This is a genomic window from Flavobacterium chryseum (genome assembly GCF_004362015.1).
In the GTDB taxonomy this organism is placed as follows: Bacteria; Bacteroidota; Bacteroidia; order Flavobacteriales; family Flavobacteriaceae; genus Flavobacterium.
Genome location: NZ_SNWW01000005.1, coordinates 267549 through 282331, shown reverse-complemented (window position 1 = coordinate 282331; position 14783 = coordinate 267549). Strand labels below are relative to the sequence as shown.

Annotated in this window: 12 protein-coding genes; 9 read left to right on the top strand and 3 right to left on the bottom strand. The window is 34.1% G+C overall.

Annotated features, from left to right (window positions below; genetic code table 11):
- Positions 1–837: 837 nt before the first annotated feature.
- From EV143_RS11900 to moaA, 9 genes are all read left to right on the top strand, one after another.
- Positions 838–2010, top strand: coding sequence for a molybdopterin molybdotransferase MoeA (locus EV143_RS11900; RefSeq protein ID WP_133508156.1), 1173 nt, complete (start codon positions 838–840; stop codon positions 2008–2010).
- Between the two features lie 120 nt (positions 2011–2130).
- On the top strand, positions 2131–2868 hold the full coding sequence (locus EV143_RS11895) for a sulfite exporter TauE/SafE family protein (protein WP_133508155.1): 738 nt from the start codon (positions 2131–2133) through the stop codon (positions 2866–2868).
- Positions 2869–3124: 256 nt separating this feature from the next.
- Positions 3125–3697, top strand: coding sequence for a molybdenum cofactor guanylyltransferase (locus EV143_RS11890; protein ID WP_133508154.1), 573 nt, complete (start codon positions 3125–3127; stop codon positions 3695–3697).
- Between the two features lie 5 nt (positions 3698–3702).
- Positions 3703–4491 (top strand): uroporphyrinogen-III C-methyltransferase, encoded by a 789-nt coding sequence (gene cobA / locus EV143_RS11885; RefSeq protein WP_133508153.1) that lies wholly within the window; start codon positions 3703–3705, stop codon positions 4489–4491.
- 2 nt (positions 4492–4493) lie between these two features.
- Positions 4494–4730 carry a MoaD/ThiS family protein gene (locus EV143_RS11880; protein ID WP_133508152.1) on the top strand — a complete coding sequence of 79 codons (237 nt, stop codon included), beginning with the start codon at positions 4494–4496 and terminating at the stop codon, positions 4728–4730.
- A gap of 10 nt (positions 4731–4740) precedes the next feature.
- Complete coding sequence (gene moeB / locus EV143_RS11875) at positions 4741–5817, top strand: HesA/MoeB/ThiF family protein (protein WP_133508151.1); 1077 nt, start codon at positions 4741–4743, stop codon at positions 5815–5817.
- A gap of 236 nt (positions 5818–6053) precedes the next feature.
- Positions 6054–6485, top strand: coding sequence for a molybdenum cofactor biosynthesis protein MoaE (locus EV143_RS11870; RefSeq protein WP_059118501.1), 432 nt, complete (start codon positions 6054–6056; stop codon positions 6483–6485).
- 8 nt (positions 6486–6493) lie between these two features.
- On the top strand, positions 6494–7408 hold the full coding sequence (gene moaCB / locus EV143_RS11865) for a bifunctional molybdenum cofactor biosynthesis protein MoaC/MoaB (protein ID WP_133508150.1): 915 nt from the start codon (positions 6494–6496) through the stop codon (positions 7406–7408).
- Positions 7395–8402 (top strand): GTP 3',8-cyclase MoaA, encoded by a 1008-nt coding sequence (gene moaA, locus EV143_RS11860; protein ID WP_133508149.1) that lies wholly within the window; start codon positions 7395–7397, stop codon positions 8400–8402. The genes moaCB and moaA overlap by 14 nt, the downstream gene beginning before the upstream one ends.
- Positions 8403–8569: 167 nt before the next feature.
- Here moaA and EV143_RS11855 read toward each other — a convergent pair whose 3' ends face one another.
- The 3 genes from EV143_RS11855 to EV143_RS11845 form a co-directional block, all read right to left on the bottom strand.
- Positions 8570–9160: a hypothetical protein gene (locus EV143_RS11855; RefSeq protein ID WP_133508148.1), complete on the bottom strand. Its 591-nt coding sequence runs from the start codon at positions 9158–9160 to the stop codon at positions 8570–8572.
- 440 nt (positions 9161–9600) lie between these two features.
- Complete coding sequence (locus tag EV143_RS11850; RefSeq protein WP_133508147.1) at positions 9601–11031, bottom strand: rubredoxin; 1431 nt, start codon at positions 11029–11031, stop codon at positions 9601–9603.
- A 157-nt stretch (positions 11032–11188) separates the two neighbouring features.
- Positions 11189–14707, bottom strand: a complete 3519-nt coding sequence (locus EV143_RS11845; RefSeq protein ID WP_133508146.1) for a nitrate reductase — start codon at positions 14705–14707, stop codon at positions 11189–11191.
- Positions 14708–14783 lie beyond the last annotated feature (76 nt).

Here is a 14783-nt window from a genome sequence, read left to right as displayed (position 1 = left end):
ACAATCCTTTCGATACAAATAAATGCATCAAATAGATTTTTGGAATTTTCAATATAAATTATTGGGTGAATTATGATATTCGTTTTTAATTTCGATTCGATGTAAAAAAATCGATCATAAACGAAAAAGTATCGCAAGCTTTAACAACAGAAGCACATATAACAGAAAGTGTTATAAGTGTATTTTTTAAGAAGAATGTTATACGATATGCTTGCGGTTGTTTTCAAAATATAGTTTTTTGGTTTCAAATATTATTCATAAACTCTACTAATTCTATAGACAAAGTTAATTTTAATATAATAATATCCAAAAAAATGTTTAACTTTTTTTCAAAATAAGGAAATAGGGAAGTTGTAAAGGAGGTAAAGTAATTATTTAATATATTGATTTGTAATTATTTACGAGTAATTTTTCAAATAAAATAAATGTTAAAAATATTTTTTTGATACGCTTTAAAATGTAGTATTTTATACTTAATTTTTCTAGTTTTAATGCATTGCAAAACTTAGAAACAGAATTAAAAACGTCTGGAAAACATAAGTTTAGCATTTAAAGCAAGATTTACGAAACGATTCTCTTTGTTTTTGAATGCTCATTTTTTTTTCTTTATTGATTTTGAATGCAATTGTATTTCCCAAATAGAATTTTAAAAAATAACCTTTGGACAATTTAATTTTAAATAAGTAATAAAGCTATTTGATCATTTTTTCTGAAAGAATTAGAAGAATTAAGCCTAAATTTATATCCTTTTTCTATTTTAAATTAATAATGATTAAAACTAAGTAAAAATACTTATATTTGTAATAAGTATTTTGCTGGTTTATAAAAATAACAGCCATGATTCAAGTCGAACAAGCCTTATCAATAATTGCAGAGAATAGCACAAAAATGCCAATTCAAAAACTTCCTGTTCAAAAAGCATTAGGTTATATTTTGGACGAAACAGTGTATTCGCCAATACATATGCCGCCTTTTCGCCAATCTGCTATGGATGGTTATGCCTTTATTCACAGTATAAAACATCAATATGATGTGGTAGCTACGTCGCAGGCTGGAGATCATTCTAATATCAAATTGAAAAATAATGAAGCCGTACGTATTTTTACAGGCGCTTTTGTTCCTAATAATGCAGATACGGTTGTCATGCAGGAAGATGTATTAGCGAATGAAAATTCGATTTTAATAGCTGAAATGCCGGAACGATTGGCAAATGTTCGTGCTAAAGGAGAACAAATTGCAAAAGATGAAGTTGTTTTTGAAGCCAATACTTTAATTACGCCCGCAGCAATTGGTTTTTTAGCCTGTTTGGGAATTACGGAAATTGCCGTTTACAAAAAGCCTAAAATAGCGATTTTAGTAACCGGAAACGAATTGGTAAAACCGGGAAAAAAATTGCCAAAAGGAAAAATTTACGAAAGCAATTCTATAATGCTTCAAGCTGCGCTTCAAACAATTGGAATTCAAAAAACGAAAGTTTATAAAGTAAAAGATAATCTTAAAGCAACTAAAAGAGCATTAAAAAGTATCTTGCCAAAATATGATATTGTTTTAATTTCCGGCGGAATTTCAGTTGGAGATTATGATTTTGTAAAAGAAGCGTTGTTGAAAAATGGAGTGGAAGAACATTTTTATAAAATCAATCAAAGACCTGGAAAACCAATGTTTTTTGGCTCTAAAAATGAAACCTTAGTATTTGCTTTGCCCGGAAATCCGGCATCATCATTAACTAATTTTTACATTTATGTATATCCGGCAATCAAAAAGAGAACGGGTTTTTCTGAAACGCATCTTCCAAAATTGATTAGAAAATTGAATACAGATGTTACAAACACAACCGGGAAAACATTGTTTTTAAAAGCCTTGTACGATGAAACGCATGTTACCATTTTAGACGGACAAAGTTCTGCAATGCTCAATACATTTGCCATTGCAAACAGTTTATTAATTATTCCTCATGATGTAAAAGAATACAAACAAGAGCAGCTTGTAATGTTATTGCCGATTGATTAGAAATTTTAGATTTTAGATTGTTAGATTTTAGATTTTAGATTGTTAGATTTTTAGAAAATAGAAAAAAGAGTGTAGAAAGCCTTTGAACCTTTGTAACTCTGAACCTTTGAACCTTAAAAAATGAATTCCGAAAATATTCTCTTATTCAGCTTTGCCTTAATTGTGATTGCATTTTTGTACTCAAGTGTTGGGCACGGCGGAGCATCAGGATATTTGGCTTTGATGACCATTTTTGCTTTTCCGGTGGCGGTTATGAAACCTTCGGCCTTGTTGTTGAATTTGTTTGTTTCGAGTATATCGTTTTTCTTTTATTACCGAATGAATTATTTTAAACCGAAGCTCTTTTACCCGTTTGCAATAGCTTCTGTTCCTGCAGCATTTATTGGTGGTTTTGTCACTTTAGACAATACGATTTATAAAATTATTTTAGGAATAGTTTTGGTTTTTGCAGCACTAAGATTGTTCGGAATATTCAATTTTAAAGAAAAAGAAGCAGTAGAAATAAAATTACCATTTGCATTAGCAATAGGTTTTGCAATCGGTTTACTGTCAGGAATGTTAGGCATTGGCGGTGGAATTATATTAAGTCCGATTTTATTGTTTTTAGGATGGGCATCTGTAAAAGAATCAGCAGCAGTTTCGAGTTTATTCATATTTGTAAATTCATTTGCCGGAATGTTAGGATTCTTTTTGGGAGGAAAAACAATTCCGACAGAAAGTTTTTATTTAGTGCCAATTGCAGTTGTAGGTGGCGTTTTAGGCGGCTTTTATGGAAGCGGAAAATTCTCTAATCAAACATTAAAATTCGTTTTAGGAACTGTGATTTTAATGGCAAGCATAAAATTGATTTTTCCTTAAATGAGCATTTTTAAACACATAGAAACATAGATTTTATAGTGTGTAAAAAAGATAATTAAGATAACAAGTTATCACACATAGCTATGTGAATTGATGCAAGTGAAACGCCTTTTAACGTTCCAAAAAGCTATGTCTCTATGTGTTGAAATAAAAGCCACAGATGAAGTTAGATTAAAATCTGATCAATCTGCAAAATCTGCGTGAAAAAAAATAATAAAGAATGGCAAACCTGAAATCTGAAACAAAATAAAAAGTCATGGAAACACTAACCGTATTTATTCTATGTGGAGGAAAAAGCACTAGAATGCAGTCAGAAAAAGGACTAGTTCTGTTTCAGGAAAAACCATTTATTGAGCATATAATTCAGGCAATTTTGCCCATTACAAAAAACATTACATTAATAACAAATACAAAAGAATACGATTATTTAGACTATGAAAAAATACCCGATATTATTTTAGATAAAGGTCCTTTAGGTGGAATTTACACCGCATTATCACATTCTGAAACCGAGTTTAATCTGATACTAAGCTGTGATATTCCGTTAATTTCAACCGAATTATTATCAGAATTAATTTCAAAACATAATGAAGAAGCACTGATTACCGTTTTTGCTTCAGAAAGCAGATTACATCCGTTGATCGGGATTTATTCTAAAAAAGTATTGCCTGTTATCAAAAGCGCAATTGATAACGACGATTTAAAAATGATGAATTTAATTGCGAATGTTCCGCATCAAATCATCACAATTGAAGAAAGTGAAAACTTTCATTTAACCAATATTAATTCGGCAGACGAATTAAACGACCTTAATATCAATTTAAGTTAAAAGCTATGCGAAATTCAAAAACACCAAAATTAACGATTGTAGGCGCAGGTCCAGGTGATGCCGAATTGATCACACTAAAAGCAATAAAAGCCTTAGAAGCTGCAGATGTAGTTTTGTATGATGCTTTGGTAAACGAAGAATTATTGCAGTACGCAACCAATGCCGAAATTCATTTTGTAGGCAAACGTTTAGGCTGTCACGCTTATACGCAGGATCAAATTAACGAATTGATTGTTTCGATGGCCAATCGTCACGGTCATGTAGTGCGTTTAAAAGGCGGTGATCCTTTTATTTTTGGAAGAGGAAGTGAAGAAATAGAATACGTAGAAAAATTTGGTTTAGAAACTGCTATTGTTCCCGGAATTTCATCAGCTTTAGGCGTTCCGGCTTCGGTGGGAATTAGTTTGACACAACGCCAAATTGCCGAAAGTTTTTGGGTTATAACAGGAACAACATCAAATCACGCATTATCAAAAGATATTCATTTAGCGTCAAAATCAGCTGCGACAGTAGTTATTTTGATGGGAATGCATAAATTAGAAGAAATAATTTCGATTTATAAAGAGAACCGTACCGATGATTTGCCAATTGCCATTATTCAAAACGGAACAAAAAATACAGAGCAGAAAGTAGTTGGAACTATAAATTCTATTGCTAAATTAGTATCAGAAAATAAAATCTCTTCGCCGGCAATTATTGTGATTGGTGAAGTGGTGAAAAATACTTCAAAACTAACTTCTTATTTTCAGGAGCATTTTGATGATGAATTTATTTTTCAGAATTTAAATTTATAATAATGATTGAAGTTAAATATTTTGGAGCTGTCGCTGAAAAAACAAAATGTGATTTCGAAAAAGTATCTTTTTCTGATATTTCATTGCAGGATTTGCTGCAGGATTTAGAAGAAAAATACCAATTCGACTCCCTGTCTTTTAGCGTTGCAGTAAATCAAAAAATAGTACAAAAAGCAGCTGATTTAAAGTTACAAACTAGTGATGTTGTTGCTTTGTTACCTCCATTTGCCGGAGGTTAAAATGAATGGTATGAATACAACAGCACGTTATAACAGACAAATAATCCTTCCTGAAATTGGAGATTCTGGTCAGGAAAAACTAACTAAAGCTAAAGTTCTTATTATTGGAGCAGGAGGTTTAGGAGCTGCTGTATTGCCTTATTTGGCTGCCGCTGGTGTAGGTGAAATTGGAATTGTCGATAACGATGTTATTGAACTTTCGAATTTACAGCGACAGGTAATTTATAAAAGTTCGGCTGTTGGAAAACACAAAGTTAACGAAGCCAAATTGATGGTTTCAGAATTGAATCCGTTGGTAAAAGTCAATGCAATTGAAGAAAAATTATCAGCAAAAAACGTTATCGATTTATTTGAAAACTATGATATTATTGTTGACGCAACAGACAATATTGCGATAAAATATCTCATAAACGATGCTTGTTTAGTAACTAATAAACCAATGGTTTACGGATCTATTTTTAGGTTTCAGGGTCAGGTTTCGGTTTTCAATTATCAAAACGGACCCACTTACAGATGTTTGTATCCTGATGGAAACAGCAACGCATTAAATTGTGAAGATGCTGGAGTGATCGGAATTTCAGTTGGAATAATCGGAATGCTGCAAGCCAACGAAGTCATAAAAATGATTCTAGAAATAGGAGAGGTATTGAGTGGTAAAATACTGGTGTATAATATTTTAAACAACGAACAGCAAAAGTATGACTTCGAAAAAAACACTCATCTTGTAATAGATAAAAACACATTTCTTCAGAAATATAATCTCGTTGAAAATCAAGTTGAAGAAATATCTTTTGAAGAAATTGTAAATGAAATTAATAAGGATGAGGTTCTTTTTTTAGATGTTAGAAATGAAGATGAATTGCCGAAAATTAATTTTGAAAATAGTATTCAGATTCCGTTAATGAATTTAGAAAACGAAATAGAAAAACTGAATTCAAACCAAACGATCTATGTTTTCTGTCAATCCGGAATAAGAAGTAAAATTGCGGTCGAATTGCTTCAGAAAAAAGAATTTAATAAAGTAAAAAGTATTGCTGGTGGAGTTTTAGCAATGAAGCAATTATTAAATGAAGAAATAAAAATATAGGCAGAGTTACAATATAGTTAGTGGGTACGTCTCGTTTGTCATTTCGACGGAGGAGAAATCACACTCGTATTCGACAAAGATTAACGAAATGCTGTACGGAGTTTCTAGTGTGATTTCTCCTCCGTCGAAATGACAAGATTGTGGTTGATTTTTTAATTTAAAATAAAAATTAGTGAAAATTCGTGTAATTCGTGGCAAAAGAAATCCTTATAATCTGTGGCAAAAAATAGAAAACAATGAGTAAAAATGTATTTGTAGAAGGACCAATTGCTCCTGAATTTATAGCCGAGTCAATCGCCAAACATCAATCGAAACATACGATTGGTGCGCACAATATTTTTTTAGGACAAGTTCGTGCTGATGTCATTCACGACAATACGGTTGTAGCGATCGATTATTCCGCTTATACAGATATGGCAAACGAAGCATTGCACGCCATTCGGGAAAAAGCTTTTGCTAAATTCGACTTAACCTGCATGCACATTTACCATAGTTTAGGTATTGTAAAAGCAGGTGAAATTTGTCTTTTTGTATTTGTTTCTGCAACGCGACGCAAACAAGTTTATGAAGCGACAGAAGCCATTGTAAACTGGATAAAAACAGATGTTCCGATTTTTGGTAAAGAGATGTTTGAAAACGATACATTCACCTGGAAACAAAATACCTAAAAAACAGAATGGTAGATATTACGCATAAAATAAGTACATTAAGAGTTGCAACAGCCACAGCAATTGTCAAAGTCAGCAAACAAGAAACAATTGATGCCGTTGTAAATAATCTGGTACCGAAAGGAAATGTACTGGAAATGGCTAAAACGGCCGGATTATTTGCAGTAAAAAACACGCATTTATCGATTCCGGATTGTCATCCAATTCCAATTGAATTTACTTCTGTTGAATATAAAATTGAAGGTCTAACGATTCAGATTATCTTCAATGTAAAGACGGTTTACAAAACCGGAGTTGAGGTGGAAGCCATGCACGGCGCATCAATAGTAGCTTTAACAATGTACGATATGTTGAAACCAATTGATAAAGAAATCGAAATTTCAACCATCAAATTAATCAATAAAGAAGGCGGAAAATCGTCTTTCAAAAATAAATTTCCGGACACCATAAAAGCAGCCGTTTTTGTTTGTTCTGATTCCATTTTTGCCGGCGATAAAGAAGATCGTTCGGGAAAAATAATAGTAGAAAAATTAAATTCGTACGGAGTTGAAACTGCGCATTATGAAATTATTCCTGATGAATTGGATATTATTCAGGAACGAACTAAGGCTTTCGCCGAAGGACATCAGTTGGTCATTTTTACGGGTGGCACCGGATTATCTCCAAGAGATGTTACGCCAGAAGCTTTAGCGCCATTGTTAGAAAGCAGAATTCCGGGAATTGAAGAAGCAATTCGCAATTACGGACAACAACGTATGCCATATGCAATGCTTTCAAGAACAGTTGCAGGAACATTAGGGAAAAGTCTGGTTTTGGCTTTGCCGGGATCAACAAACGGCGCCAGAGAATCGATGGATGCTGTTTTTCCGCATGTTATGCACGTTTTTCATATTTTAAAAGGAAAAAATCATGATACCCTCTAACACTATTTTGACGGATGATTTTGGGCGAAAACACAACTACTTGCGTATTTCGTTGTTAGAGAAATGCAATTTGCGTTGTACGTATTGCATGCCTGCTGACGGAATTGAATTATCTCCAAAAGCCAGTTTAATGACGGCTGAAGAGATTTTTTCGATTGCCCAAACCTTCGTAGAAAATGGTGTAGATAAAATAAGATTGACCGGTGGAGAGCCTTTGCTAAGAAAAGATTTTCCAGAGATTATTTCCAAGTTAGCTTCGCTTGAAGTTTCTATTTCTATTACAACTAACGGAATTTTAATTGATCGTCATATTGATGTTTTAAAGCAATTTAATGTCAATAAAATCAATTTGAGTTTGGATACTTTGGTAGCTTCTAAATTTCACACCATAACGCTTAGAAATCAGTTTGATAAAGTAATTGATAACTTGCATTTGCTTTTGAACAATGATTTTCAGGTAAAAGTAAATGTAGTTTTGATGAAGGGTTTCAATGAAAACGAAATCATAGATTTTATCAAACTAACACAGTTTTTGCCCATTTCAATTCGGTTTATAGAGTTTATGCCTTTTGCGGGAAACGAGTGGGACAGAAGCAAAATGGTTTCTCAAAACGAAATTTTATCGCAGGTTGAAGCATCTTTTTCAGCTGAAGATATTCTGAAATTAGAAGACGAAAAAAATTTTACAGCCAGAGCGTATAAAATAAAAGATTTTCAGGGCGATTTCGGGATCATAAGTTCGATTACAAATCCTTTTTGTGATGGCTGCAACCGAATCCGCCTGACAGCCAACGGCAAAATTAAAAACTGTCTTTTTTCAAACTCAGAAACGGATTTACTGACACCATTCAGAAACGGCGAATCGATCACGAATTTAATTTCAGAATCAATTAAAAACAAAAAGAAAGTTCGTGCCGGAATGGTTACCATTGAAGAAATGGATGATCCGAATTTGCATTTTGATAATCGCAGTATGATTGCGATTGGGGGATGAATTTCTTTATGACCGTACAGATTGTCCTTGCGAGAAACGAAGCAATCTCACGACTATAATCCCTAAACTTTGCTTATCATTAGTGTGTTTGCTTCGTTCCTCGCAATGACATAAAATGAGAACAAAAAAAAAGTTTCAACTTTTTCAAGTTAAACCTTTTTAAAATATTATTTTTTCTTTTTAGCTTTTGCCTTTTTTTGAGACTTCACTTTTTTCTTTGCTATTTTTTTAGCTTTAGCTTTATCCTTTGCTTTTTTAGCTTTTTCTTTTTTCTTTGCTGTAGCTTTTTGTTTTGCTTTTTTAGCTTTCTCTTTCTTCTTATCGTTTTTAGCTTTTTCTTTTTTCTTTGCTAATTTCTTTTTGGCTTGCTCTTTTTCCTTTTCTTTCATTTTTTTCTTCTTTTTATCTTTTGATTTGTCTTTAGTAGCTTCTTCTAATCCAACTACTTCATTTGTATTTTCTTCTTTTGAATCTGTACCTGTAATTTCAATTGGCGGTACTTTTTCTTGTGGTTTTGCAACAGTAGTTAATACTTTTTTTGCAGGTGTTCTACGTACCGTTGTTTTTGGAGTAGTCGTTGCAACTATTGGTTTTATTGTTGCAGATGCAGCAGGCTTGGCAGTTGTTGTTGCTTTGCGAACTGGCGTTTTTGCAGCTGGAGTATTTACAGGATTGGTAGTCTCTGTAACCGGCTTGCTATTTTCAGTCGCAGGTGAATCGATTTTCTCAGGGGTAATTTCTTCGTTGTTGTTTTCCATATTATTGTGCTTTTAAAAGAGAATATTATTAACAATGTAAACAAATTGTTAATTTACGGTTAAGTAAAGATAATTATAAAACAAACTCCCCAATGTTAAGTTTTTCATTAAATTTAAGAGTTAAAATATTGACTGCTAAACTTTTAGTTTTTTAGTAGAAAATAAAAAATGAAATCTCTTAACAATTCTACATGAAAAATGAAGTAAATTACTGTATAATTAAAACGTTTGGAAGGAATTTGTTTCTAATTGATTTCTTTTGAAACGAGTGTACTAGCCCCGATGGGAGGGAAAGTCCTTTTGTGCGGTCCCGAGTTTTCGGGAAGTACAAAAGATTACTTGACTATTATGTTTATTTTAATTTGTGTTCAGTAAACTACGTTTTGTAAGGACAGCGGGATTAGCTTCTAAAAATTATTCTGATAAATATTGAAGTTTAATTAATTGGCTACAACTTCTAAAAGCTTAAAATTGCTTTTTGGGCCTTCACATAAAGAACAGCAGTAATTTTCGGCTAAATCGGTAAACAAAATACCTTTCGGAATTCCCTGAGATTCATCTCCGTATTCTGTATTATAAAGCGTTAAACATTCCTGACATTGATAAATCTCTAATTGCGGTTTTTCTTTTTTCTGAATATTTTCTGTAGTTTCCGTTGTAGAATTTCCGAGTTCATCGAAATATCTTCGGCTTAATTCAATTAAGATGGTAGGCAATTCGAGTTTGTCAATATCCTGCGAATGCACAATGTATTCTCGTGTATTTGGGTCGAAATTCTTTGCAAACAGAACATTATACGTATCACGAATTTTGATTGATTCGAGAGCTGCCGGCAATTCATTTTTTTCAACCACGATTGAAGTAAAATAATGACCATCGCGATTGTATTCGGACAAACCGAAAGTAAGTCCGTACGTGCTGATGTCAAATTGATCGAGCGTACGGACGAGAAAAGTTTTAAGATTCAAAGCCCATTCCATCGCAACAGGCAAATGCCAGTTTAATTCTAAAAGAGAATGACGAACGTTGATTCCTTTTTTGCCGAGAAATTTCTCCCATTCAAGTTTTCGGTCTTTCGGAATTCCTTTTACAATAAACGACTTCCAGGGCGTGATGCATATCTTTCCGATTTTGCAATCAAAACACAAATCGCACATTTCTTTCAGGAAATCTAAATCGTATAAATTATTTCTCCAGTACAAACCCAGCCAATACTGATCGATTCCCATTCGGTTCATGCCTTCGTAATAGGGAAAAGGATAAAAAGGAATATTTAAAGGTTTGTCGATTGTTCTGTTATTGGTGTCTAAAACTTCGCTAAGGAGACTGAAAAGTATTTCGATTCCGCACGATTCCTCGGCGATTATTTTTTCGATTTGATAATAAAAAGTTGCAATATCCCAACTGTAAATCAAAACAGGATATACTTCCATGCGTTCCCATTTTGGTAAACGAAGGTAGAGATACCAATAATCTTCGTGTTCTGAAGCTATAAAATTAAGATGTCCTGTAAACAGCGGAACTAACTGTTGCTTAGGATCTGTGATATTAACTTTAAGTTTTGGCTGTTCTTTAAACTGCTCTAAAATATAAAGAAATTTATTTCCGGTAAGCCAATTGGTATTTCTGAAAATATCTGTAGAAACATAAGAGGAAACAATATTATTGCCGCTTTGTTCATTAGGAAGCACAAAATGATGTTTGCCTAATTTTTCCTTATCTAAATATTTTAATCCTTTCGGAAAAATAATATCCTGTCTTGAACCAAACGAAATGGAATCTAAACCGTGTTCCATAGCCATATTAACAACTTCCCGAAGCTCTCCAGGCGAAATAACGCCTCCTTTTACTATTAGTCTTGTCAATTCCATTTTTTTAATTTTTGTTTCGGGTTTTCTTTGTTTCAGGATTAAGGTTACCACATTTTGTGTCATTTCGACGGAGGAGAAATCACATCCAGAGAGCAACGAAGCGTAAATCCGTTATGTGATTTCTCCTCCGTCGAAATGACAATACTTTGTCAAAAAACTAAACTTTACATTTCGCTAAAATCTCTTTAACTTCTGTTTTACAACTTCCACAACCTAATCCGGCTCCGGTATTTTTACATAAATCGGTAAAATTATTAACTCCGCTTTTAATTGTTTCTTCAATGTTTCCGGCTCCAACCTGACTGCAGGAGCACACTAATTTTCCTAAAACCGGTTTTGCATTTGAGCTTCCTCTAAGCAATAAATTTCGTTTGTCTGATAATTCGATTTTGCTTTCGATCATCGTTTTAAATTCGGCAAACTCATTTTTATCTCCCATTAAAATCGCACCAACCAGCAAATCGTTTTTAACGATGCATTTTTTATAATAACGCTGTTTCAAATCGGCGAAAACAATTTCTTCGTAGGAGTCATCATTTTCCGGAATTTCAATTTCGCCAATACTGCACAAATTAATATCTTCGAGTTTCAGGATATTCATTAAAACAGAACCTTTGTAAAAACTGCTGATATCGCCCGCCAAAAAGTTAGCCAGAACATCAGCCTGTTCTTCAGCGGCAGAAGTTATTCCGAATAATTTATTATCGAATTCGGCGATTTCTCCAATTGCATAAATATCAGGATTCGAAGATTGTAAATATTGATTTACTTTAACACCACGACCGCAGGCCAATCCGGTTTCGCGCGCAATTTCAATGTTTGGAATTGTTCCGATCGTATAAACAATTGCGTTTGCCGTGATGGTTCTGCCACTTTTTAAAGCGATTTCGAGTTCATTATCATTATCGGTTTCAAAAACCGTACTCACTTCATTATCAAAATAAATTTGAATATCACGAAGCTGCACTTCTTCGGCCAATAATTTGCTTGAAACCCGGTCTAACTGGCGTTCCATCAAACGGGAAGCCCTTTGAATTATAGTAATTTTTACTTTTTTATGTTTTAATGCCGCAGCCAATTCTAATCCTAATAAACCACCGCCAATAATAACAACGTGCTGTTCTTCGGGCGGTAAATTTGTGCTGTCAAGATGTTTTTTTAAGCGATCAGCATCTTCTTTGCGTCTTACCGTAAATCGTCCCGGAAGATGAAGCTGCGCATTTTCAGGCACAAACGGACGGCTTCCGGTGGCCATAATCAAAGAATCAAAAGTATGTGTCTGTCCTAAACTGTCTTTTATTGTTTTTTCAGAAGTATTAATACTATCAATTGCTACTCCGGCTTTCATGGTAATGTTTAGCTTGTTTAAAGCTTCGCCATCTTTTACTTTTAAAAGTTGTTCCCAGGTAAATTCGCCCGTCATATATTCCGGAAGCAAAACACGATTGTAAAACGGATTTATTTCATTCGAAAAAACAATAATTTCATCGGTAGAATTGAATTCACGATAGTTTTGAATAAATCTGAAAGATGCTGCTCCGGCACCAATAATCGCAATTTTTTGAAACGGTTTTACATATTTCGTAATGGCAACGGTTGTGTATTTAAAATCAGGTTCTTTTGATACAGGATCGACAACAGTATTCGTTAAATTATTAGTTCTGTTTAAATCATTTTCCAGCTGTTTTCCCCAATGCATTGGAAGGAAAAGTACTTTTTCTCTAATCGAATCTGTTACTTTTGCTTTTACCCTAACTTCTCCGTTTTTGCTGCTTACAATAACAATGTCACCATTTTTAATTTCATTTTTATAAGCATCAATCGGGTTTATCTCTAAAACCGGACTTGGCGTATGTGTCATTAATCGGGACACTTTTCCGGTTTTGGTCATTGTGTGCCATTGATCCCGAACCCTTCCTGTTGTTAGAATAAAAGGGAATTGTGGTGTTGGCTGTTCCGAAGTATTTTCAATCGCCGTTGGTAAATTGAAAATTGCTTTTTGCGATGGCGTATAGAATTTTTTATCGGTAAAAAGGCGGGGCGTTCCCGGATGTCCATAATCAGGAACAGGCCATTGAAAAGTGCCTTCGGTTTTTAAACGATGATAATTTAAAAATGAAATATCAATATTGGTATTTTTGGTCAAAGCACAATGTTCTTTGTAAATTTCCTCGGCACTGTTGTAATTAAAACCATTGAAATTCATTTTTTTCGCAAAGCGAATTAAGATTTCAATATCCGGAAGTGCTTCTCCGGGCGCATTGATTCCTTTTGGTAAATACGAAATACGACGTTCAGAATTGGTCATGGTGCCTTCTTTCTCTAACCAACTGGCGGCAGGCAATAGTAAATCGGCATATTTTGAAGTGTCTGCATTATGCGAAATATCCTGAACAACTACGAATTTTGCTTTTTGTAATGCTTTTTCGATGCGACGGGAATCGGGCAAACTCACTAAAGGATTGGTACAGATGATCCAAACGGCTTTCATTTTTCCGGATTCTAAAGCTTCAAACATTTCAGTTGCGGTTAAACCCGGTTTATCTGAAATTTCATTAACGCCCCAAAAATCAGCGACTTCTTTTCGGTGTTCCGGATTTGAGATGTCTTTGTGCGCCGCTAATAATGTTGCCATTCCGCCAACTTCGCGTCCGCCCATAGCGTTGGGTTGTCCCGTTAAAGAAAACGGACCTGAACCCGGTTTACCAATTTGTCCTGTCAATAAAGATAAATTTAGCAAAGCGGTGTTTTTATTAACGCCAACGGCACTTTGATTCAATCCCATTGCCCAAAGCGAAATAAATCCTTTTGCTTTGCCAATAATATCAGCGGCAAGTTTGATGTCATTTACCGATATTCCGCAAAGTTTAGAAGCCTTTTCAAAAGAAGTACTTAGAACTAAGTCTTTATATTGTTTAAAATTTTCGGCATTATTTTTTACAAAATCATGATCTACATGGCCTTTTTCGATAATGCGTTTGGCGATGGCATGGTATAAAATAATATCAGATCCGGGAATAATCTGCAAATGCAAATCGGCGAAAGCGGCCGTATCCGTTCGCCTCGGATCAATTACAATGATTTTTATTTTTGGATTATTCTCTTTGTGTTTTTCGATTCTTCTGAATAAAATGGGGTGACACCAAGCCGGATTTGCGCCTGTAATCAGAAAAGTATCAGCCAATTCGATATCGTCATAAGCAATTGGAACAGAATCTTCTCCAAATGTTTTTTTATAACCTACAACGGCAGAACTCATACAAAGCCTGGAGTTGGTGTCGATATTATTAGTTTTCAAAAAGCCTTTTACGAGTTTGTTGACCAGATAATATTCTTCGGTTAAACATTGGCCTGAGATATAAAAACCAACGCTGTCCGGTCCGTGTTTTTTTATGATGGATGTAAAAACAGCTGCAGCGCGATCAAGAGCCGTGTCCCAACTTACGCGTTCGAGCGGATAGGATTTGCTACCGCGCATTTCAGGATATAAAATCCTGTCTGAAGTATCATTTACTACGTAATGCAAATTCATTCCCTTCGAGCACAACATTCCTTTATTGACAGGATGGTCTTTGTCGCCCGTTACCATCACGCCATTTTTAGTGTCGTTAGTAACGATGATACCGCAGCCAACGCCACAATACGAACAGGTAGTTTTGATTTTGGTATTTTGCATTAGAATTCGTTTTTGAATACTATTGAGTAAATTTCTTTATATAAGATAATTCACGTATAATGATATAAACAAAAAT

Excerpts from the sequence above, each read along its gene's own strand:
- moaA (WP_133508149.1), top strand. The coding sequence starts at position 7,395 with ATGATACCCTCTAACACTATTTTGACGGATGATTTTGGGCGAAAACAC.
- EV143_RS11870 (WP_059118501.1), top strand. The coding sequence starts at position 6,054 with ATGAGTAAAAATGTATTTGTAGAAGGACCAATTGCTCCTGAATTTATA.
- EV143_RS11900 (WP_133508156.1), top strand. The coding sequence starts at position 838 with ATGATTCAAGTCGAACAAGCCTTATCAATAATTGCAGAGAATAGCACA.
- EV143_RS11855 (WP_133508148.1), bottom strand. The coding sequence starts at position 9,160 with ATGGAAAACAACAACGAAGAAATTACCCCTGAGAAAATCGATTCACCT.
- moaCB (WP_133508150.1), top strand. The coding sequence starts at position 6,494 with ATGGTAGATATTACGCATAAAATAAGTACATTAAGAGTTGCAACAGCC.
- cobA (WP_133508153.1), top strand. The coding sequence starts at position 3,703 with ATGCGAAATTCAAAAACACCAAAATTAACGATTGTAGGCGCAGGTCCA.
- EV143_RS11845 (WP_133508146.1), bottom strand. The coding sequence starts at position 14,707 with ATGCAAAATACCAAAATCAAAACTACCTGTTCGTATTGTGGCGTTGGC.
- EV143_RS11890 (WP_133508154.1), top strand. The coding sequence starts at position 3,125 with ATGGAAACACTAACCGTATTTATTCTATGTGGAGGAAAAAGCACTAGA.
- moeB (WP_133508151.1), top strand. The coding sequence starts at position 4,741 with ATGAATACAACAGCACGTTATAACAGACAAATAATCCTTCCTGAAATT.
- EV143_RS11895 (WP_133508155.1), top strand. The coding sequence starts at position 2,131 with ATGAATTCCGAAAATATTCTCTTATTCAGCTTTGCCTTAATTGTGATT.
- EV143_RS11850 (WP_133508147.1), bottom strand. The coding sequence starts at position 11,031 with ATGGAATTGACAAGACTAATAGTAAAAGGAGGCGTTATTTCGCCTGGA.
- EV143_RS11880 (WP_133508152.1), top strand. The coding sequence starts at position 4,494 with ATGATTGAAGTTAAATATTTTGGAGCTGTCGCTGAAAAAACAAAATGT.